Origin of the sequence: Pantoea sp. 9140 (assembly GCF_000745295.1) — a bacterium.
Classification (GTDB): domain Bacteria; phylum Pseudomonadota; class Gammaproteobacteria; order Enterobacterales; family Enterobacteriaceae; genus Pantoea; species Pantoea vagans.
In genome coordinates, this window is the sequence record NZ_JQNO01000001.1 from 2,127,269 (window position 1) to 2,140,083 (window position 12,815).

19 protein-coding genes are annotated in these 12,815 nt (G+C 50.7%); 9 read left to right on the plus strand and 10 right to left on the minus strand.

What is annotated here, in order from left to right; all coding sequences use genetic code 11:
- Window positions 1-130: 130 nt before the first annotated feature.
- Window positions 131-397 carry a hypothetical protein gene (locus FA92_RS22335; protein WP_051926498.1) on the minus strand — a complete coding sequence of 89 codons (267 nt, stop codon included), beginning with the start codon at window positions 395-397 and terminating at the stop codon, window positions 131-133.
- 406 nt (window positions 398-803) lie between these two features.
- Entirely contained in the window at window positions 804-2,090 is a 1,287-nt protein-coding gene (locus FA92_RS10035) for a FliC/FljB family flagellin (protein ID WP_033783361.1), read from the minus strand.
- 336 nt (window positions 2,091-2,426) lie between these two features.
- On the opposite strand from FA92_RS10035, the gene fliD reads away from it, so the two are divergent.
- The 4 genes from fliD to amyA all read left to right on the plus strand — a co-directional run bounded on the left by fliD (window position 2,427) and on the right by amyA (window position 6,210).
- Complete coding sequence (gene fliD, locus FA92_RS10040; protein WP_033783362.1) at window positions 2,427-3,845, plus strand: flagellar filament capping protein FliD; 1,419 nt, start codon at window positions 2,427-2,429, stop codon at window positions 3,843-3,845.
- Window positions 3,846-3,853: 8 nt separating this feature from the next.
- Window positions 3,854-4,261 carry a flagellar export chaperone FliS gene (gene fliS, locus FA92_RS10045; RefSeq protein WP_033783363.1) on the plus strand — a complete coding sequence of 136 codons (408 nt, stop codon included), beginning with the start codon at window positions 3,854-3,856 and terminating at the stop codon, window positions 4,259-4,261.
- Window positions 4,261-4,626, plus strand: coding sequence for a flagella biosynthesis regulatory protein FliT (fliT, locus tag FA92_RS10050; protein WP_033783364.1), 366 nt, complete (start codon window positions 4,261-4,263; stop codon window positions 4,624-4,626). Before fliS ends, fliT begins: the two co-directional genes overlap by 1 nt.
- A gap of 102 nt (window positions 4,627-4,728) precedes the next feature.
- The gene (gene amyA, locus FA92_RS10055; RefSeq protein WP_033783365.1) at window positions 4,729-6,210 is read left to right on the plus strand and encodes an alpha-amylase; all 1,482 of its coding nucleotides are present in this window, start codon (window positions 4,729-4,731) and stop codon (window positions 6,208-6,210) included.
- Between the two features lie 76 nt (window positions 6,211-6,286).
- Here amyA and yedD read toward each other — a convergent pair whose 3' ends face one another.
- Window positions 6,287-6,760 (minus strand): lipoprotein YedD, encoded by a 474-nt coding sequence (gene yedD / locus FA92_RS10060; protein WP_033783366.1) that lies wholly within the window; start codon window positions 6,758-6,760, stop codon window positions 6,287-6,289.
- A gap of 241 nt (window positions 6,761-7,001) precedes the next feature.
- Between yedD and FA92_RS10065 the strand changes: the two genes are divergently transcribed.
- Window positions 7,002-7,325 (plus strand): DUF6388 family protein, encoded by a 324-nt coding sequence (locus tag FA92_RS10065; protein ID WP_008926858.1) that lies wholly within the window; start codon window positions 7,002-7,004, stop codon window positions 7,323-7,325.
- Between the two features lie 191 nt (window positions 7,326-7,516).
- Here the strand turns inward: FA92_RS10065 and iraP are convergent, their stop codons facing one another.
- Complete coding sequence (gene iraP / locus FA92_RS10070; RefSeq protein ID WP_033783368.1) at window positions 7,517-7,816, minus strand: anti-adapter protein IraP; 300 nt, start codon at window positions 7,814-7,816, stop codon at window positions 7,517-7,519.
- A 175-nt stretch (window positions 7,817-7,991) separates the two neighbouring features.
- On the opposite strand from iraP, the gene FA92_RS10075 reads away from it, so the two are divergent.
- Window positions 7,992-8,231: a DinI-like family protein gene (locus tag FA92_RS10075; RefSeq protein WP_003854508.1), complete on the plus strand. Its 240-nt coding sequence runs from the start codon at window positions 7,992-7,994 to the stop codon at window positions 8,229-8,231.
- Window positions 8,232-8,268: 37 nt separating this feature from the next.
- On the opposite strand, the gene FA92_RS10080 is transcribed toward FA92_RS10075, so the two are convergent.
- The 3 genes from FA92_RS10080 to FA92_RS10090 form a co-directional block, all read right to left on the minus strand.
- Window positions 8,269-8,535 carry a hypothetical protein gene (locus tag FA92_RS10080; protein WP_013358265.1) on the minus strand — a complete coding sequence of 89 codons (267 nt, stop codon included), beginning with the start codon at window positions 8,533-8,535 and terminating at the stop codon, window positions 8,269-8,271.
- 151 nt (window positions 8,536-8,686) lie between these two features.
- On the minus strand, window positions 8,687-9,028 hold the full coding sequence (locus tag FA92_RS10085) for a DUF3618 domain-containing protein (protein WP_033783370.1): 342 nt from the start codon (window positions 9,026-9,028) through the stop codon (window positions 8,687-8,689).
- Window positions 9,015-9,398: a hypothetical protein gene (locus FA92_RS10090; protein ID WP_033783371.1), complete on the minus strand. Its 384-nt coding sequence runs from the start codon at window positions 9,396-9,398 to the stop codon at window positions 9,015-9,017. Before FA92_RS10090 ends, FA92_RS10085 begins: the two co-directional genes overlap by 14 nt.
- 136 nt (window positions 9,399-9,534) lie before the next feature.
- Here FA92_RS10090 and FA92_RS10095 point away from each other — a divergent pair, with 136 nt between their 5' ends.
- Window positions 9,535-10,167, plus strand: a complete 633-nt coding sequence (locus tag FA92_RS10095) for a helix-turn-helix domain-containing protein (RefSeq protein ID WP_033783380.1) — start codon at window positions 9,535-9,537, stop codon at window positions 10,165-10,167.
- A gap of 85 nt (window positions 10,168-10,252) precedes the next feature.
- Here the strand turns inward: FA92_RS10095 and FA92_RS10100 are convergent, their stop codons facing one another.
- The gene (locus FA92_RS10100) at window positions 10,253-10,501 is read right to left on the minus strand and encodes a hypothetical protein (protein WP_013358269.1); all 249 of its coding nucleotides are present in this window, start codon (window positions 10,499-10,501) and stop codon (window positions 10,253-10,255) included.
- A 319-nt stretch (window positions 10,502-10,820) separates the two neighbouring features.
- On the opposite strand from FA92_RS10100, the gene FA92_RS10105 reads away from it, so the two are divergent.
- Together FA92_RS10105 and FA92_RS10110 are read left to right on the plus strand one after the other, a co-directional pair.
- Complete coding sequence (locus tag FA92_RS10105; protein ID WP_010247636.1) at window positions 10,821-11,021, plus strand: hypothetical protein; 201 nt, start codon at window positions 10,821-10,823, stop codon at window positions 11,019-11,021.
- 449 nt (window positions 11,022-11,470) lie between these two features.
- Entirely contained in the window at window positions 11,471-11,773 is a 303-nt protein-coding gene (locus FA92_RS10110) for a hypothetical protein (protein ID WP_234366545.1), read from the plus strand.
- A 36-nt stretch (window positions 11,774-11,809) separates the two neighbouring features.
- On the opposite strand, the gene FA92_RS10115 is transcribed toward FA92_RS10110, so the two are convergent.
- Together FA92_RS10115 and fliE are read right to left on the minus strand one after the other, a co-directional pair.
- A complete protein-coding gene (locus FA92_RS10115; protein WP_234366546.1) occupies window positions 11,810-12,313 on the minus strand; it encodes a hypothetical protein in 504 nt (167 codons plus the stop codon).
- Window positions 12,314-12,363: 50 nt separating this feature from the next.
- Complete coding sequence (fliE, locus tag FA92_RS10120; protein ID WP_033783386.1) at window positions 12,364-12,675, minus strand: flagellar hook-basal body complex protein FliE; 312 nt, start codon at window positions 12,673-12,675, stop codon at window positions 12,364-12,366.
- Between the last annotated feature and the right edge of the window lie 140 nt (window positions 12,676-12,815).

The following is a 12,815-nucleotide window of genomic DNA, read 5'->3' on the forward strand; positions in this document are numbered from 1 at the left end:
ATACCTTATGACTGGCATCGGCTTCAACATCGACGATACGATGAAGCAGCGAGAGCATAGCCCGACAATAGCGATGACGTCGTCTGACGCAGAATGGTTAATTTGCCGTTAGCATCGTCCAGATATCGCGTCAACGTTGATGAGGCTGAGTAATGTTGTTGAAATGCTGGATGCTGGTTTGCTGCGCCAGATTATGCAGCAGCACCGGTACGGGATGCACTGCCAGTGGCTTTATGGCTCCATACTCTTCAAACAGGCCCCCTTTATCGGCAACCATCCAGACCGGATAGAGCAGTTTAAGCAGCCGTGTCGCGGCCTCCAGATTGATGACATAAGCGTGTGCGGTAGTAGCGCGACGCCCGGTTGACGAGGCGAGATTAATGATAAAGATGTTCAAGCAGCCATCAGACTTTCATCCTTAAATGTCAGACCAAAAGCATCACTGTTGCAATATTTCACGCGGTTTAAAACGGGCCAAATGGTACAGAATTGCCATTTTTTCACTTCATAATGGCAGTTGACCCTGCAGAAGGGTTAATACAATGTAAGCAGAGTATTTAATTTTGTCGGAATTCAGGAAATACAGGCTGTTATTAATCAGATAAGAGTGATGAGAAAGGCAGATTTTAATTCCCTCCTGATGTGAAACGCGGTATTTCAATAGCCGTGAGAGTAGAATGCGAAAGAAAATCATCATTCTCAATAACATATAATGCACGCTGAAAGACAATTGAGGCAATAACGACTTAACCATAACAAAAAAACCCTGCCGAAGCAGGGTTTTGAATTTTGACAGAAGGCGATTAGCCCTGCAGCAGAGACAGAACCTGCTGTGGAACCTGGTTCGCTTTAGACAATACAGAGTTACCAGCCTGCTGTACGATCTGTGCTTTAGACATGTTGGAAACTTCAGTTGCGTAGTCAGCATCCTGAATACGAGACTGTGCTGATGACAGGTTTGTCGTCGTGTTGTTCAGGTTAGTCACCGCTGAGTTCAGACGGTTCTGTACTGCACCCAGGCTTGAACGGAAGGTATCGACAGAGGCGATAGCTTTGTCCAGCAGAGCCAGTGGGTCAGCTGTTGCTGAACCGGTGAAAACGTTGGTGTTGGTTGAGGATGCGATATCACCAATAGCACTCGCGACGTTCTGAGAACCTGTGGTGTCATTGGTGTTAGTCAGTGCACCAGCAGCAGTTTTATAGTCTTTACCCTGTACAGTGACGTAACCTACAGCTGCACCCGTTGAATCAGCACCAACTTTGATGTATTTGCCGGTCATTGAACCAGCGGTCACACCGTTGTCGCTGTCTGAATAGCTGATGTCAGTCGTGTTCAGCGTGACTTTGCCGCTTGCATCGTCAACAGAGACAGCATAGTTGTCGCTACCAGAAGAAACCACATAGGTAGAGGTTGCTGCGCCAGCTGACGTCTGCACGTTTTTCAGTGACAGGGTGCTTGCATCGACTTTCAGTGCAGTAGCGACGGAAGAGAGGTCAACATCCTTCAGTGAGCCGCTTGCGCCAACCTGAGTGATTGCATCGCTGGTTTTCAGCGTGTTCTTGTCTACGCCAAAACCACTCAGACCCAGAGTTGAAGAGTCAATCTTCTTCAGGTCGATACTGATGGTTTCGCCGTCGTTTGCGCCAACCTGGATTTTCATGGTGCCGTTCTGAGCCAGCACATTCACGCCGTTGAACTGAGTCTGACCGGATACGCGGTCGATTTCGTCCAGACGGGACTTGATTTCATCCTGAATTGAAGTCAGGTCAGAATCAGAGTTGGTGCCGTTCTGAGACTGTACAGTCAGTTCACGAACACGCTGTAAGTTGTTGTTGATTTCTGACAGCGCGCCTTCAGTCGTCTGCGCAGCAGAGATACCGTCGTTGGCGTTACGAGCAGCCTGAGTCAGGCCTTTGATGTTAGAGGTAAAACGGTTGGCAATTGCCTGACCAGCAGCGTCATCTTTCGCGCTGTTGATACGTAAACCAGAAGACAGACGCTCCATTGAAGTAGACAGAGCTGATTGGTTCTTGTTGATGTTGTTCTGAGTGATCAGCGAGAGGCTGTTGGTATTAATGACTTGGGCCATGATAAATTTTCCTGTTAATCAAGTCTTTCGGTTAAGGTGTGGGCTTCAACCCGCCGGCTTCAGCGCCGTCAAAGTTGTTATCGTCTGGCGTTTAACAACCTTTAGAATTTTTTTAGTACCAGGCGAATTTTTCTGCTTCAGCCTGTCACGTTTTAAGTTATCGCCACCCTGCCGAACTTCTTTAGACCTGATTCATTAATTTTCTAGTCACTGAATTACCCTTCTCTATAGTGCTTATTTACCTCATTACCCTAAGGCAAATAACGTTAAACTTTCCCTATACAAGGCCGATAACACCGATATCAATTTCCCTGTCGACCTTATAAAGGAATTAACATGGCTACTATCTCAACGTTGGGTATTGGTTCAGGACTCGATTTGAGTACCATTCTGGATAGTCTGCAAACGGCGGAAAAAACGGCACTCACACCGATATCCACCCAGCAAACGGCCTATACTGCCAAGCTCAGTGCCTATGCCACGCTGAAGAGTTCACTGACGACCTTTCAGACGGCTAACACCAAGCTGAACAGTGCCGATCTCTTTACTGCCACCACCGCGACCAGCAGTTCCAGCGCCTTTAGCGCCACCACGTCGGGTACTACCGTGGCGGGTAAATATGCGATTTCCGTCTCTCAGCTGGCACAGGCGCAGGTGCTTACCTCGGCGGTGCAGAGCAGCAACACCGCCGCGTTGGGTGACAGCTCTGTATCCAGCCGTAGCCTTGCAATCACCTTAAAAGATGGCACCAGTAAAAGTGTGACGCTCACCAGCGATCAGACATCGCTGACCGGGATGCGTGACGCTATCAATAACGCTGATGCTGGCGTGACCGCCACGGTTATTAAAGTTTCAGATGGCAGCTACCGGCTTTCAGTGAGCGCGAATGAAACGGGTAGTGATAATGCGGTGTCGAAAATTGCTGTCACTGGCGATACTACGCTACAGGGGATTGTGGGCTATGACGCCAGCGCCAGCAGTAATGCGATGACCCAAAGCGTCACGGCGCAGAACGCCAAACTCACGGTCAATAACGTTGATATTGAGAACAGCAGCAACAAGATCAGTGATGCGCTGGAAGGAATAACGTTAAATCTTACCGCAGTGACGACGGGCGACCAGTCTCTGACAATCACCAAAGATAGCTCTAAAGCGTCAAGTGCTCTTAGCACCTGGGTCGATGCTTATAATACGCTGCTGGATCAGTTCAATACCCTGACTAAATATACCAAGGTTGACACCAACACAACCTCACAGGATTCCAGCAATGGTGCGCTCTTGGGTGACAGTACGCTTCGAACCATTCAGACTCAGCTTAAGAGCATGCTAACCAATGCACAAAGTTCGTCCACCTACAAATCACTGAGTCAGATTGGCATCACCTCTGATCCTACAACCGGTTCATTGAAACTGGATGCGACCAAGGTTACTGCTGCTCTGGACAAAGATGCGGCTGGCGTGAAAGAGATGATTGTTGGTGACGGTAAAACCGGTATCGCAGCAAAAATCGACAGCAAGCTGACTGATTGGCTGGCAACGAAAGGGATTGTCCAGGCGGCTACTGATGGCGTCAGTAAAACACTGAACAACTTAACCACCCTCTACAACACGACCAGCGATCGTATTGATGCAGATATTGCACGTTATAAAACGCAGTTTACTCAGCTTGACCTGGCCATCAGTAAACTTAACGCCACCAGTACGTATCTGACGCAGCAGTTCGATACCTCAAGTTCTTCCACAACTTCATCATAGGAGTGACCATGTACACCGCTACAGGCACCAAAGCCTATGCAAAAATTGGCGTAGAAAGCGCTGTGATGAGCGCCAGCCAGCAGCAGCTGATCGTGATGCTGTTCGACGGCGCACTGAGCGCGTTAATCCGCGCCCGCTTGTTTATGCAGGATGGCAATATCGAAGGTAAAGGCAGCTCCATCTCCAAAGCCATCAATATTATCGAAGCGGGTCTGAAAGAGGGCCTGACTGAAAACCGTGGTGATGAGCTGGCAGACAATCTGCTGGATCTTTACAACTACATGACGCGTCGCCTGTTGCAGGCCAACCTGCACAATGATGTTGCAGCGGTCGAGGAGGTCGAAGGCCTGCTGCGCAACATCGCGGACGCGTGGAAAGAAGTGGTTCAACCTAACCTGATTCAGGACGCCGTTTAATGACTACTGCACCGCATCTGATTGCCGTTTACCAACAGTTACTCGATCTCAGCCAGGGAATGCTGCGTCATGCAGTAAAAGGCGAATGGGATGAATTGATCAGCCGGGAGATGGAGTATGTCAGTGCGGTGCAGAACTTAGCCCAGTCGACAGAGGCGGTATCGCCCTCGTCGCAGACGCAGGAGCAGTTACGTCCGGTACTGCGCCGTATCCTCGACAACGAAAGCGAAGTGAAACGCCTGCTACAGGCGCGGATGGATGAGCTGGCCTCACTGGTCGGTCAGAACAGTCGCCAGAAATCAGTGATGTCCGCTTATGCCAGTCAGGGCGGCATTGTAATGGTGCCGCGCGAAACCCTCTCCTGATCCCCTGCTCTGCTACGCCGCCAGATTTATTTTTCTGCGCGGCGTCTCTTTTCTGCCGCTTACTCCATACTTGATTTTCATCATCCCCCTGGAGTGTGGTACATGCAAAACCCAACGTTATTACAGTTTTTCCATTGGTATTACCCGGATGGCAGTAAACTGTGGCCGGAAGTTGCCGATCGCGCGGCCTGGCTCAGCGAAATTGGTATCACCATGGCGTGGCTGCCACCGAGCTACAAAGGGGATTCGGGGGGCTATTCTGTCGGTTACGACAGCTACGATCTGTTCGATCTCGGGGAATTTGATCAGAAAGGCGGCGTTGCCACGAAATATGGCGACAAAACGCAGTTACTGGCGGCGACAGAAGCTCTGCGCAGCCACAACGTTGGGGTGCTGCTGGATGTGGTGCTGAACCACAAAATGGGCGCTGACGAGAAAGAGGCGATCAGCGTTAACCGCGTCAATCCGGATAACCGTGATGAAATTTACGACGAGGTCGTGCCCTGCGAAGCCTGGACGAAATTCACCTTTCCGGCACGCGCCGGTGAGTATTCGAAATTTGTCTGGGACCACAAATGCTTTAGCGGCGTAGATCACATCGAAAACCCGGACGAAAACGGCGTATTCAAAATCATCAACGATTACACCGCCGAAGGCTGGAACGATCAGGTCGATAACGAGCTGGGCAACTTCGACTATCTGATGGGTGCCAACATCGATTTCCGTAACAATGCGGTCAGGGAAGAGCTGAAATACTGGGCGCGCTGGGTGATGGAACAGGTGCCCTGCACCGGCTTCCGTCTGGATGCGGTAAAACATATACCGGCCTGGTTCTATAAAGAGTGGATCGATCATATTCAGGAAGTCGCCGAAGAACCGATGTTTATCGTCGCGGAGTACTGGTCGTTTGAAACCGAGAAGCTGCAGGAGTATGTGCATCAGGTGGAAGGCAAAACCATGCTGTTTGATGCGCCACTGCACATGAACTTCCATCAGGCCTCTACCGCAGGCAGCGCCTACGATATGAGCCAGATTTTTGCTAACTCGCTGGTGGTGGCGGATCCGTGGCATGCCGTGACGATCGTGGCCAACCATGACACCCAGCCGCTGCAGTCGCTGGAAGCGCCGGTAGAAGCCTGGTTCAAACCGCTGGCCTATGCGCTGATCCTGCTGCGTGAGCAGGGCGTGCCGACCATTTTCTATCCTGACCTGTTCGGGGCGACTTACGAAGATGAGGGCGGCGACGGCGAGACGCACAAAATTGAGATGCCGGTCATTCCTGAACTCGAAGGATTAATCCGGGCGCGTCAGCAGTATGGCTGGGGCGTGCAGACCGACTATTTTGATCATCCCAACTGCGTGGCGTTCAGCCGCAGCGGCACCGAAACGCAGCCTGGCTGTGTGGTGATCATGTCGAACGGCGATGCGGGCGAGAAAAGCGTCCCGATGGGCGAAGGCTTTGCCGGTAAGGTCTGGCGCGATCATCTGGGTAACCGTGAAGAGACCATTACTGCTGACGAACACGGTACCGCAGTCTTTGTCTGTAACGGTGGCAGCGTCAGCGTCTGGGTAGTAGCAGAATAACTGACTGAGTAAATGTAAAACCGCCCCGGCAGACGCGCGCGCGCGCTACCGGGGCGGTTTTTTTTATGGGCTGCGGTTACGACTGCGCGTTGTGCTCAGTAATCGGCGTGCGCAGCAGCTGCGGTTCAATATTCTGAATCACTGCGGCTTTCGGCTGTTTAGCCACTTCTTCCAGTGCCTGCTGACACTCTGTTGTCGGACTCGCCACCTTTCGCAGGGTCAGCCCGTCATAGTTAAGTTCGCTGTTATCGACGACCAGCGGCATGACGCGTATCCTGCGCGTCACGTTGACATAGTCACCGTTCAGACGCGTCAGTTTGCCTGGCTTCGCAATCACACGCATCCACTGACGGCAATCCAGCGTGCTGCCATCCGCATTGATAATCAGACTGGCGATGGCCTGTCCGCTGATCAGGCTGCTCTGCGGGCCGACGGTTTGCCAGTTCCCCTGCAAATCAGCCGGTGCCGGCGTCTGTACCGCATTTTCATAATCGTTGATTTGCGCACAGCCACTCAGTGCCAGCGCGGCAATCAGCATCCACTTTTTCATGTTTAATCCCTAAGATCGCGTCAATGGCGGCTACGTTATAATTTTTCCACTGCGTAGCGCAAGGTATCTGGCCGTTCAGACACCCGCGAGCGGCTGTTTGCAGCAGAATTTACCCTTGAGCCAGGAGACCGGTCAGCTTTTTGATCGGCAACGGGTAGTCTGAATGGGCTCTGGCACGCCTGACAAGCGGAAGACAACCCGCTACACTGACGCGCTGCATCAGACTTTCAGGAATATAAATATGAAAACACCAGAAGCCTACTATGCCCAGGCTCGTGAAATGTTTTTTACCGCGCATCCCGACTTTCAGTCCGCACTGGATGAGTTAACGGAGAGCGATGCCCGTGCCGCTAATCTGTCGCTGCGACAACTGCGCGAATGGCATGCCGAACGCATCTATGCAGCCTTTTTACGGCAGAAAAATCTGGATGGGATGATTTTTTCTATTCAGCTCGCTGAGCCGGATAAAGCGGTAGCGGCTGAGGCTATTGAGACCTATCTCAAATCTCATGCTGAGTCGCTGGGGATGAGCTGGGAAGAGTTCTGCATTAAAAACGAGCTGTAATTTTTAATGCACTGGACAGGCGTGAATTACATCTTTCAGCCTGCCGTACAGCATCGGATAAAGCAGTAGAGCAAAACGCGATACTTTCACGTCATGCCGCCGGCGATGATTGCCCTTACGGGCAGAGCACCTTCACTGCCTCCGGAGAGGTTGCGGGGCTTTCTTCTCCGGAGGCGTATTGATAAATGGCCCTACTCTCGCTCTTCTGTGGCTTTGCCTTTCACTTCCACATAACTTGCAACCGCCAGCAGACGATTGATGTGCGTGAGCAGCAGATCAATATCCGACTGCAGAAACTCGGTCGACGATTGCGAAGCGGTAATAATGGCATCCTGCACCGTTTCTGTAATGGTCAGCGAGTTGTCCTGTTTCGCCTGTACCAGTAGCGCTGCAACCAGCAGGGACTGCGCTTCAAGCTGCGCCGTCAACTCTTTTGCGTCGACGTCCATCTTTGCCAGCTTTAGCAGAATATCAATGACCAGTTGTCGCATCGCGGACCTCCTGAAAAGTAAGCCGACATTATGTCGCGATGCGTGCGCATTTTGCTAGTCGAAGATTGAGGTTTGAGCGAGATAAAAATTTACGCGAAATCAGGCGCACTGCCTTGCTACTGTTTTTATTTACAGTATTATATATCAGCGATTTTGCCCTGAATGGATTGCCATCATGTTTGTTGAATTGATTTATGACAAGCGCAACGTTGCCGGTTTACCGGGTGCTCGCGAGATGATTCGTGAGGAGCTGGAAAAGCGGGTACATCGGGTGTTTCCTGACATCGAAGTTAAGGTCAAGCCGATGGAACGTAACGCGATTGATACTGATTTGAGTAAGAACGACAAGGCGACAGTTGCGCGTATTGTTGAAGAGATGTTCGACGAAGCGGAAATGTGGCTGGTGGCCGACTAATCCTTTAGCGGCCACCGCATCAGTCAGCGGGAGATACTTAGCTCTCCTGCTCACTGTGATTAATTTCAATCTCGATGTCCTGAATGGCGGCATCCAGATCTTCCAGCAGTTTCCCCTGCTTATTCAGTAACGCATCGATACGATCAGCGTTAGTCTTGTCTTTATACTCACCCGCATCAAACGCTAACCAATGGCTGGACAGGGTTTCGGTGTTGGTCTGCGCGTAGTGGCGCATCTCTTTCAACTGCGAAGTCACATCGCGCAGATAGTCATTTTTGGTCTTGGTTTCTGTTGAATCGCTCATGCTAAATTTCCTTCTGGTCAGTTATCAAAAGTGTTTAGGCTTAGCGGTTCATCTACCGGCCAATCAGCGGACGCCAGTTCAGATACAAAATGTCGTCCGGAGATTTAAAACTAGTCGATAATAGCGAAGCCGCACTAAGAATAATCGGAAGTTATGGTTTCTCCATGGATTTCGCGGATGGCATCTCCTTCTCAATCACGACTTCTTTCACTTTTGTGATCGTTTTGTCGGCGACGCGCTCCGGTATCACATCAAGCTTATGCTGTAATGCTGCAACCTGACTGGTCAGCAAATCCACCCGGTCATCACGCCGTGCCGCGATAACCCGATAATCTGCCCGAATCTCCTCAACCCGCTTATTTGCCGTGTTACTGACGTAAAGAAAAATAATCGTCATCAGGATGCAAATCATCGAACAGCTCAGCAGAATGCAGCCGAGGATAACTTTGCGCTGGTATGACATAGGTGCCTTAAGCCTGTTAATCGTTGACATCGCTGCGATCCTCCAGAGTTGAGATCAGCCGATCAATCTCATTACGAAATTTATCGTTCTGATCGGTTTCGGTCATTGCCAGTAAAATACCTACGGCATTCTTGATTAACCGCAGATCCGTTTCGAGTGTCGCAATACGTCGCAGATTTCTGTCATGACGTTCACGTAACTCATCGTTCTCCTCCCGTATCAACAGGTTGCTCTCTTTCAGCAATACCACCTGCTCTTTGTAGCTGGTAATAATTTCGCCGCCGGCTCGATTACTGGTTACGATTGACGCAATACCCGCCAATAACGGTTTCCAGAACAGTGCAGCCGCCCCCCCACCCAGAACTAATGCACCCATACTGGTAATCAGACTACTTTCCATGCCACACCCCTTTGTCCGGTAAGGTCTCTGGAACACACTGCGTGCAGAACAGCCACGTCCTCCACCCTGAATTTAAGATTGCTTAAATACCAGAGTTAAGTATACTTAAGTCAATCTCAACTAAAAAGTCAAGCTGATGAAAAACGAAACGCTGGGTGACCGCATCCGACTCCGACGTAAATCACTGCAATTAACGCAGAAGCAATTGGCGCAACAGGTAAAAGTTTCCCATGTAGCTATTTCACAATGGGAAAAAGAGGAGACGCTGCCGCGCGGTGAAAACCTGCTTCGGCTTGCCGAAGCGCTGGGCTGCACGCCGGCTTATCTGATAGATGGGGATGGTCCTGTTTTCAGCGAAAATAGCTGGGCTGGCCTGCACCAGATCCCGCTGCTTTCTCAGCGCGATGTCGCACAATGGCTGAACGACGCCAGCTCTGTGCGGCATGAGCTACTGATGCACAACGATATGGCGCTTTCGCAACAGAGTTTCGCCATCCGGGTAGAAGAACAGGCGATGACGCCCGCGATTCTGCGGGGGGATGTGGTGATCATTGATCCCAGCCTGGCACCTCAGCCCGGCGACTGCGTGCTGGCAATGCAGCAACAGAATGCCCTGCTGCGCACCTGGCGTCAGCGAGGCAGTGAAGAGGGTGTTGCGCAGTTTGAACTGGCTCCGGTCAATATCAACTTTCCCGAGCTGCATTCAAGCCGGGACAGCCTGCAACTGATTGGAACACTGGTTGAATTACGCCGCTATCGGCACCCATAAAAAAACCCGCCGGGTGCGGGTTAGCTTTTCAGCGAACAACAGTCGCCAGAGTCGAACAACAGTCGCCAGAGTCATAGTCGTGCAACTACAGGGCGTCGACCAGTTGATCCACCACTACCTTGCCCTGCAAATCAGTCTGCATAATGCGATAGTTGACTGGCCATGAGCGGCGGGTGCTGAGTTTGTCGAACAGGGTCACGCCGCCTTTTTTGACACCCTGACGGCTCACAATGATCCACTCCGTCACCTCTTCCTGACCACGATTTCTCAGGCTCAGTGTGCGCTGTTCAATCAGCTGGTCTTCTGCTTCAATCTTTAAATAGTCTCGTAACATAATTTCTATCTCCTGGTAACGCAGGTCACTATATGCCTTTTATTAATCTCTTCAATCGAATTTATTTATCGACATTTTTATCGTCGGGAATGTGACCTGCCGCAGGTGATATGACAGATTTGTCCATTTCTGCATCAAACTTTTCCCGTTAGCATGATTGTGCTGCACACACCCGAACATCGAAAAATGACGTGTTCAGTATGAGAGAAACTCCGATTAGCCCGCCTCTGGCGGGCTTTTTTTGCTCTCCTGAGCCCGATGTAATGCGCGATGTCAGGGCTGGTCTAGACTTAAGGCACTGGAACAAAAGGAGTGAGTTATGTTTAAGCACAATACGAATGAAGAACGTAAGAAAGAAGGTGATGTCAGCAAAAGCCTGCCGGAAGCTGCGCCAAACGCAGGCAATGCCTATGAAGAAGATGATCATCCTGCCACTGACGCGCCGAAAGATCATGGTGAAGTGCCGCGCAAAAATGATGACAGCCAGGATGATAAAAAAGATCCCTACAAAGCAAGCTGATGTGCAGATGGCGCGCCCTTTGGGCGCGCTGGCTACCGTTGCTTAAGTAAACCTCAGGGAAGCGGTACGCCAGTATTCCCACGCCAGGAAAGCTTTGTGTAATCTCGTTTCGCCCCGCTTTATTACCTTCCTGCTTTATTATGGAAATAGTCCCCTGACAGACTGTTCACTAAACCTTAAGGGTTTAGTTTCAGCCAGCCAATTTGTTTTCATTTTCCGTAAGTTGACTATGCCATCCGGCCTCAGTTAACTGTAAATAAAGCGGGTATGCATTGTGTTCATGAATCGGTGACGCTGAATGTTGTACCATCTGCTCTGGCTGACTGAAGCACAGGCCCGTGACCATGCCTTAAAGGCGCAGATTAGCCGGGTAAATCATAATGAGAGTGGATGCCACGAATAGACTAATAATCACTCTGAGCGTAAGCCTGCTGAGCGGATGCGTGGATATGGGTCGGGTTGGATTGCACCCGGAAACGAGGACCGCGTGGTTCGACGGTCATCCTTATCAGGTTGAATCCTGCCTTACCGAAATGGCACAAAATCAGCGGGCTTATCTGGAGCAGGATGATCCGCTGACAGATGGCACGAAGCGATATAACCTCGAAAAGGATAATGAAACCGTCGCCTGGATTGAAATTGTGAAGTTCAGCCATCATCAGACCAGCGCGACATTTTACTACGATCCAAAAGCGCCGGACATCAGCGCACTGGTTTCAGGGATGATTACAAACTGCAAAACCATGCGTTAGCGGCATCGCCGGGCTGGTCGCTGGTCGCTGGTCAGGCTATTTAGCCGGTTCACAATCATAGAGCCCCCGTATGCGGATCTGACTCTGACTGGTGCGGACGATTTGCGCCCTTAACAATCCTTTTCCCTCAAGATTCGTCAGCTCCATGTCTACCATCCCCGGCGCTTTGCTGTTTTTAACCAGCAGTTTGACCGTAGCGTTGGCGTAGTCGCCCTTTTCTTTTGAAAACGTGATTTTCTGGGTCTTCGCGCGTTCCCCGTTGACTGAGAACCAGCCACTCTTATCGGTTCGAAGGTTAAACGGCCCGCATTGTGTGGCGGCAAAGGCTGGGGCTGATAAGCCGATTAATGACGTTATCAGAATAATTTTTTTTAGCATCGGGCTAACGTCCTGTTGGTGGGTGAGGAGATATCGCCTGTGGCAAAAAGTGAGTTCACGGCTGCACGGCTCATAATAAGAGGCAGTATAGCCAATGATGCCTGCATGATTGCCAGTGCAGGCCCATAGACTCAGCAAAGAAACCGGCGTTATTGCTTTCATCTCTCATCCCCCACCAGGCAGGGGCTCATTGAGCAGCGAAATCAGTTCAACTAAACCTGCATATTCATAATTTCGCTATACGCCGACACCAGCTTGTTCCTGACCTGAATCCCCATCTGCATGGAGATGGATGATTTCTGCAGATCGACCATCACATCATTCAGCGCGATGCCGGGTTTCCCCATCTCGAAATCCTGCGCCTGGGTGCGTGCAGCAGTCTGCGTCTCGCTGATCTTATCCAGCGCCGCTTTCATGGTCGCGCCGAAATCGATCTGATTAGTGGCTTCACTGCTGCGGTTACTGGCCTGCAGTGAGGTCGCCTGAAGCTGCTGCAGTACGCCGTCAATTGCCTGAATGGACATGAACGATACCTTATTAAAGAGGATGACATTTTTGATGTGAGGAAAAGTTAGCACGTTGTCAATGAGACAAAGCCGCTAAATGACAGCAAAAAACCTACCTTATCCAGCCATCGAATTTTGCTTATCACCTAATAATGCCT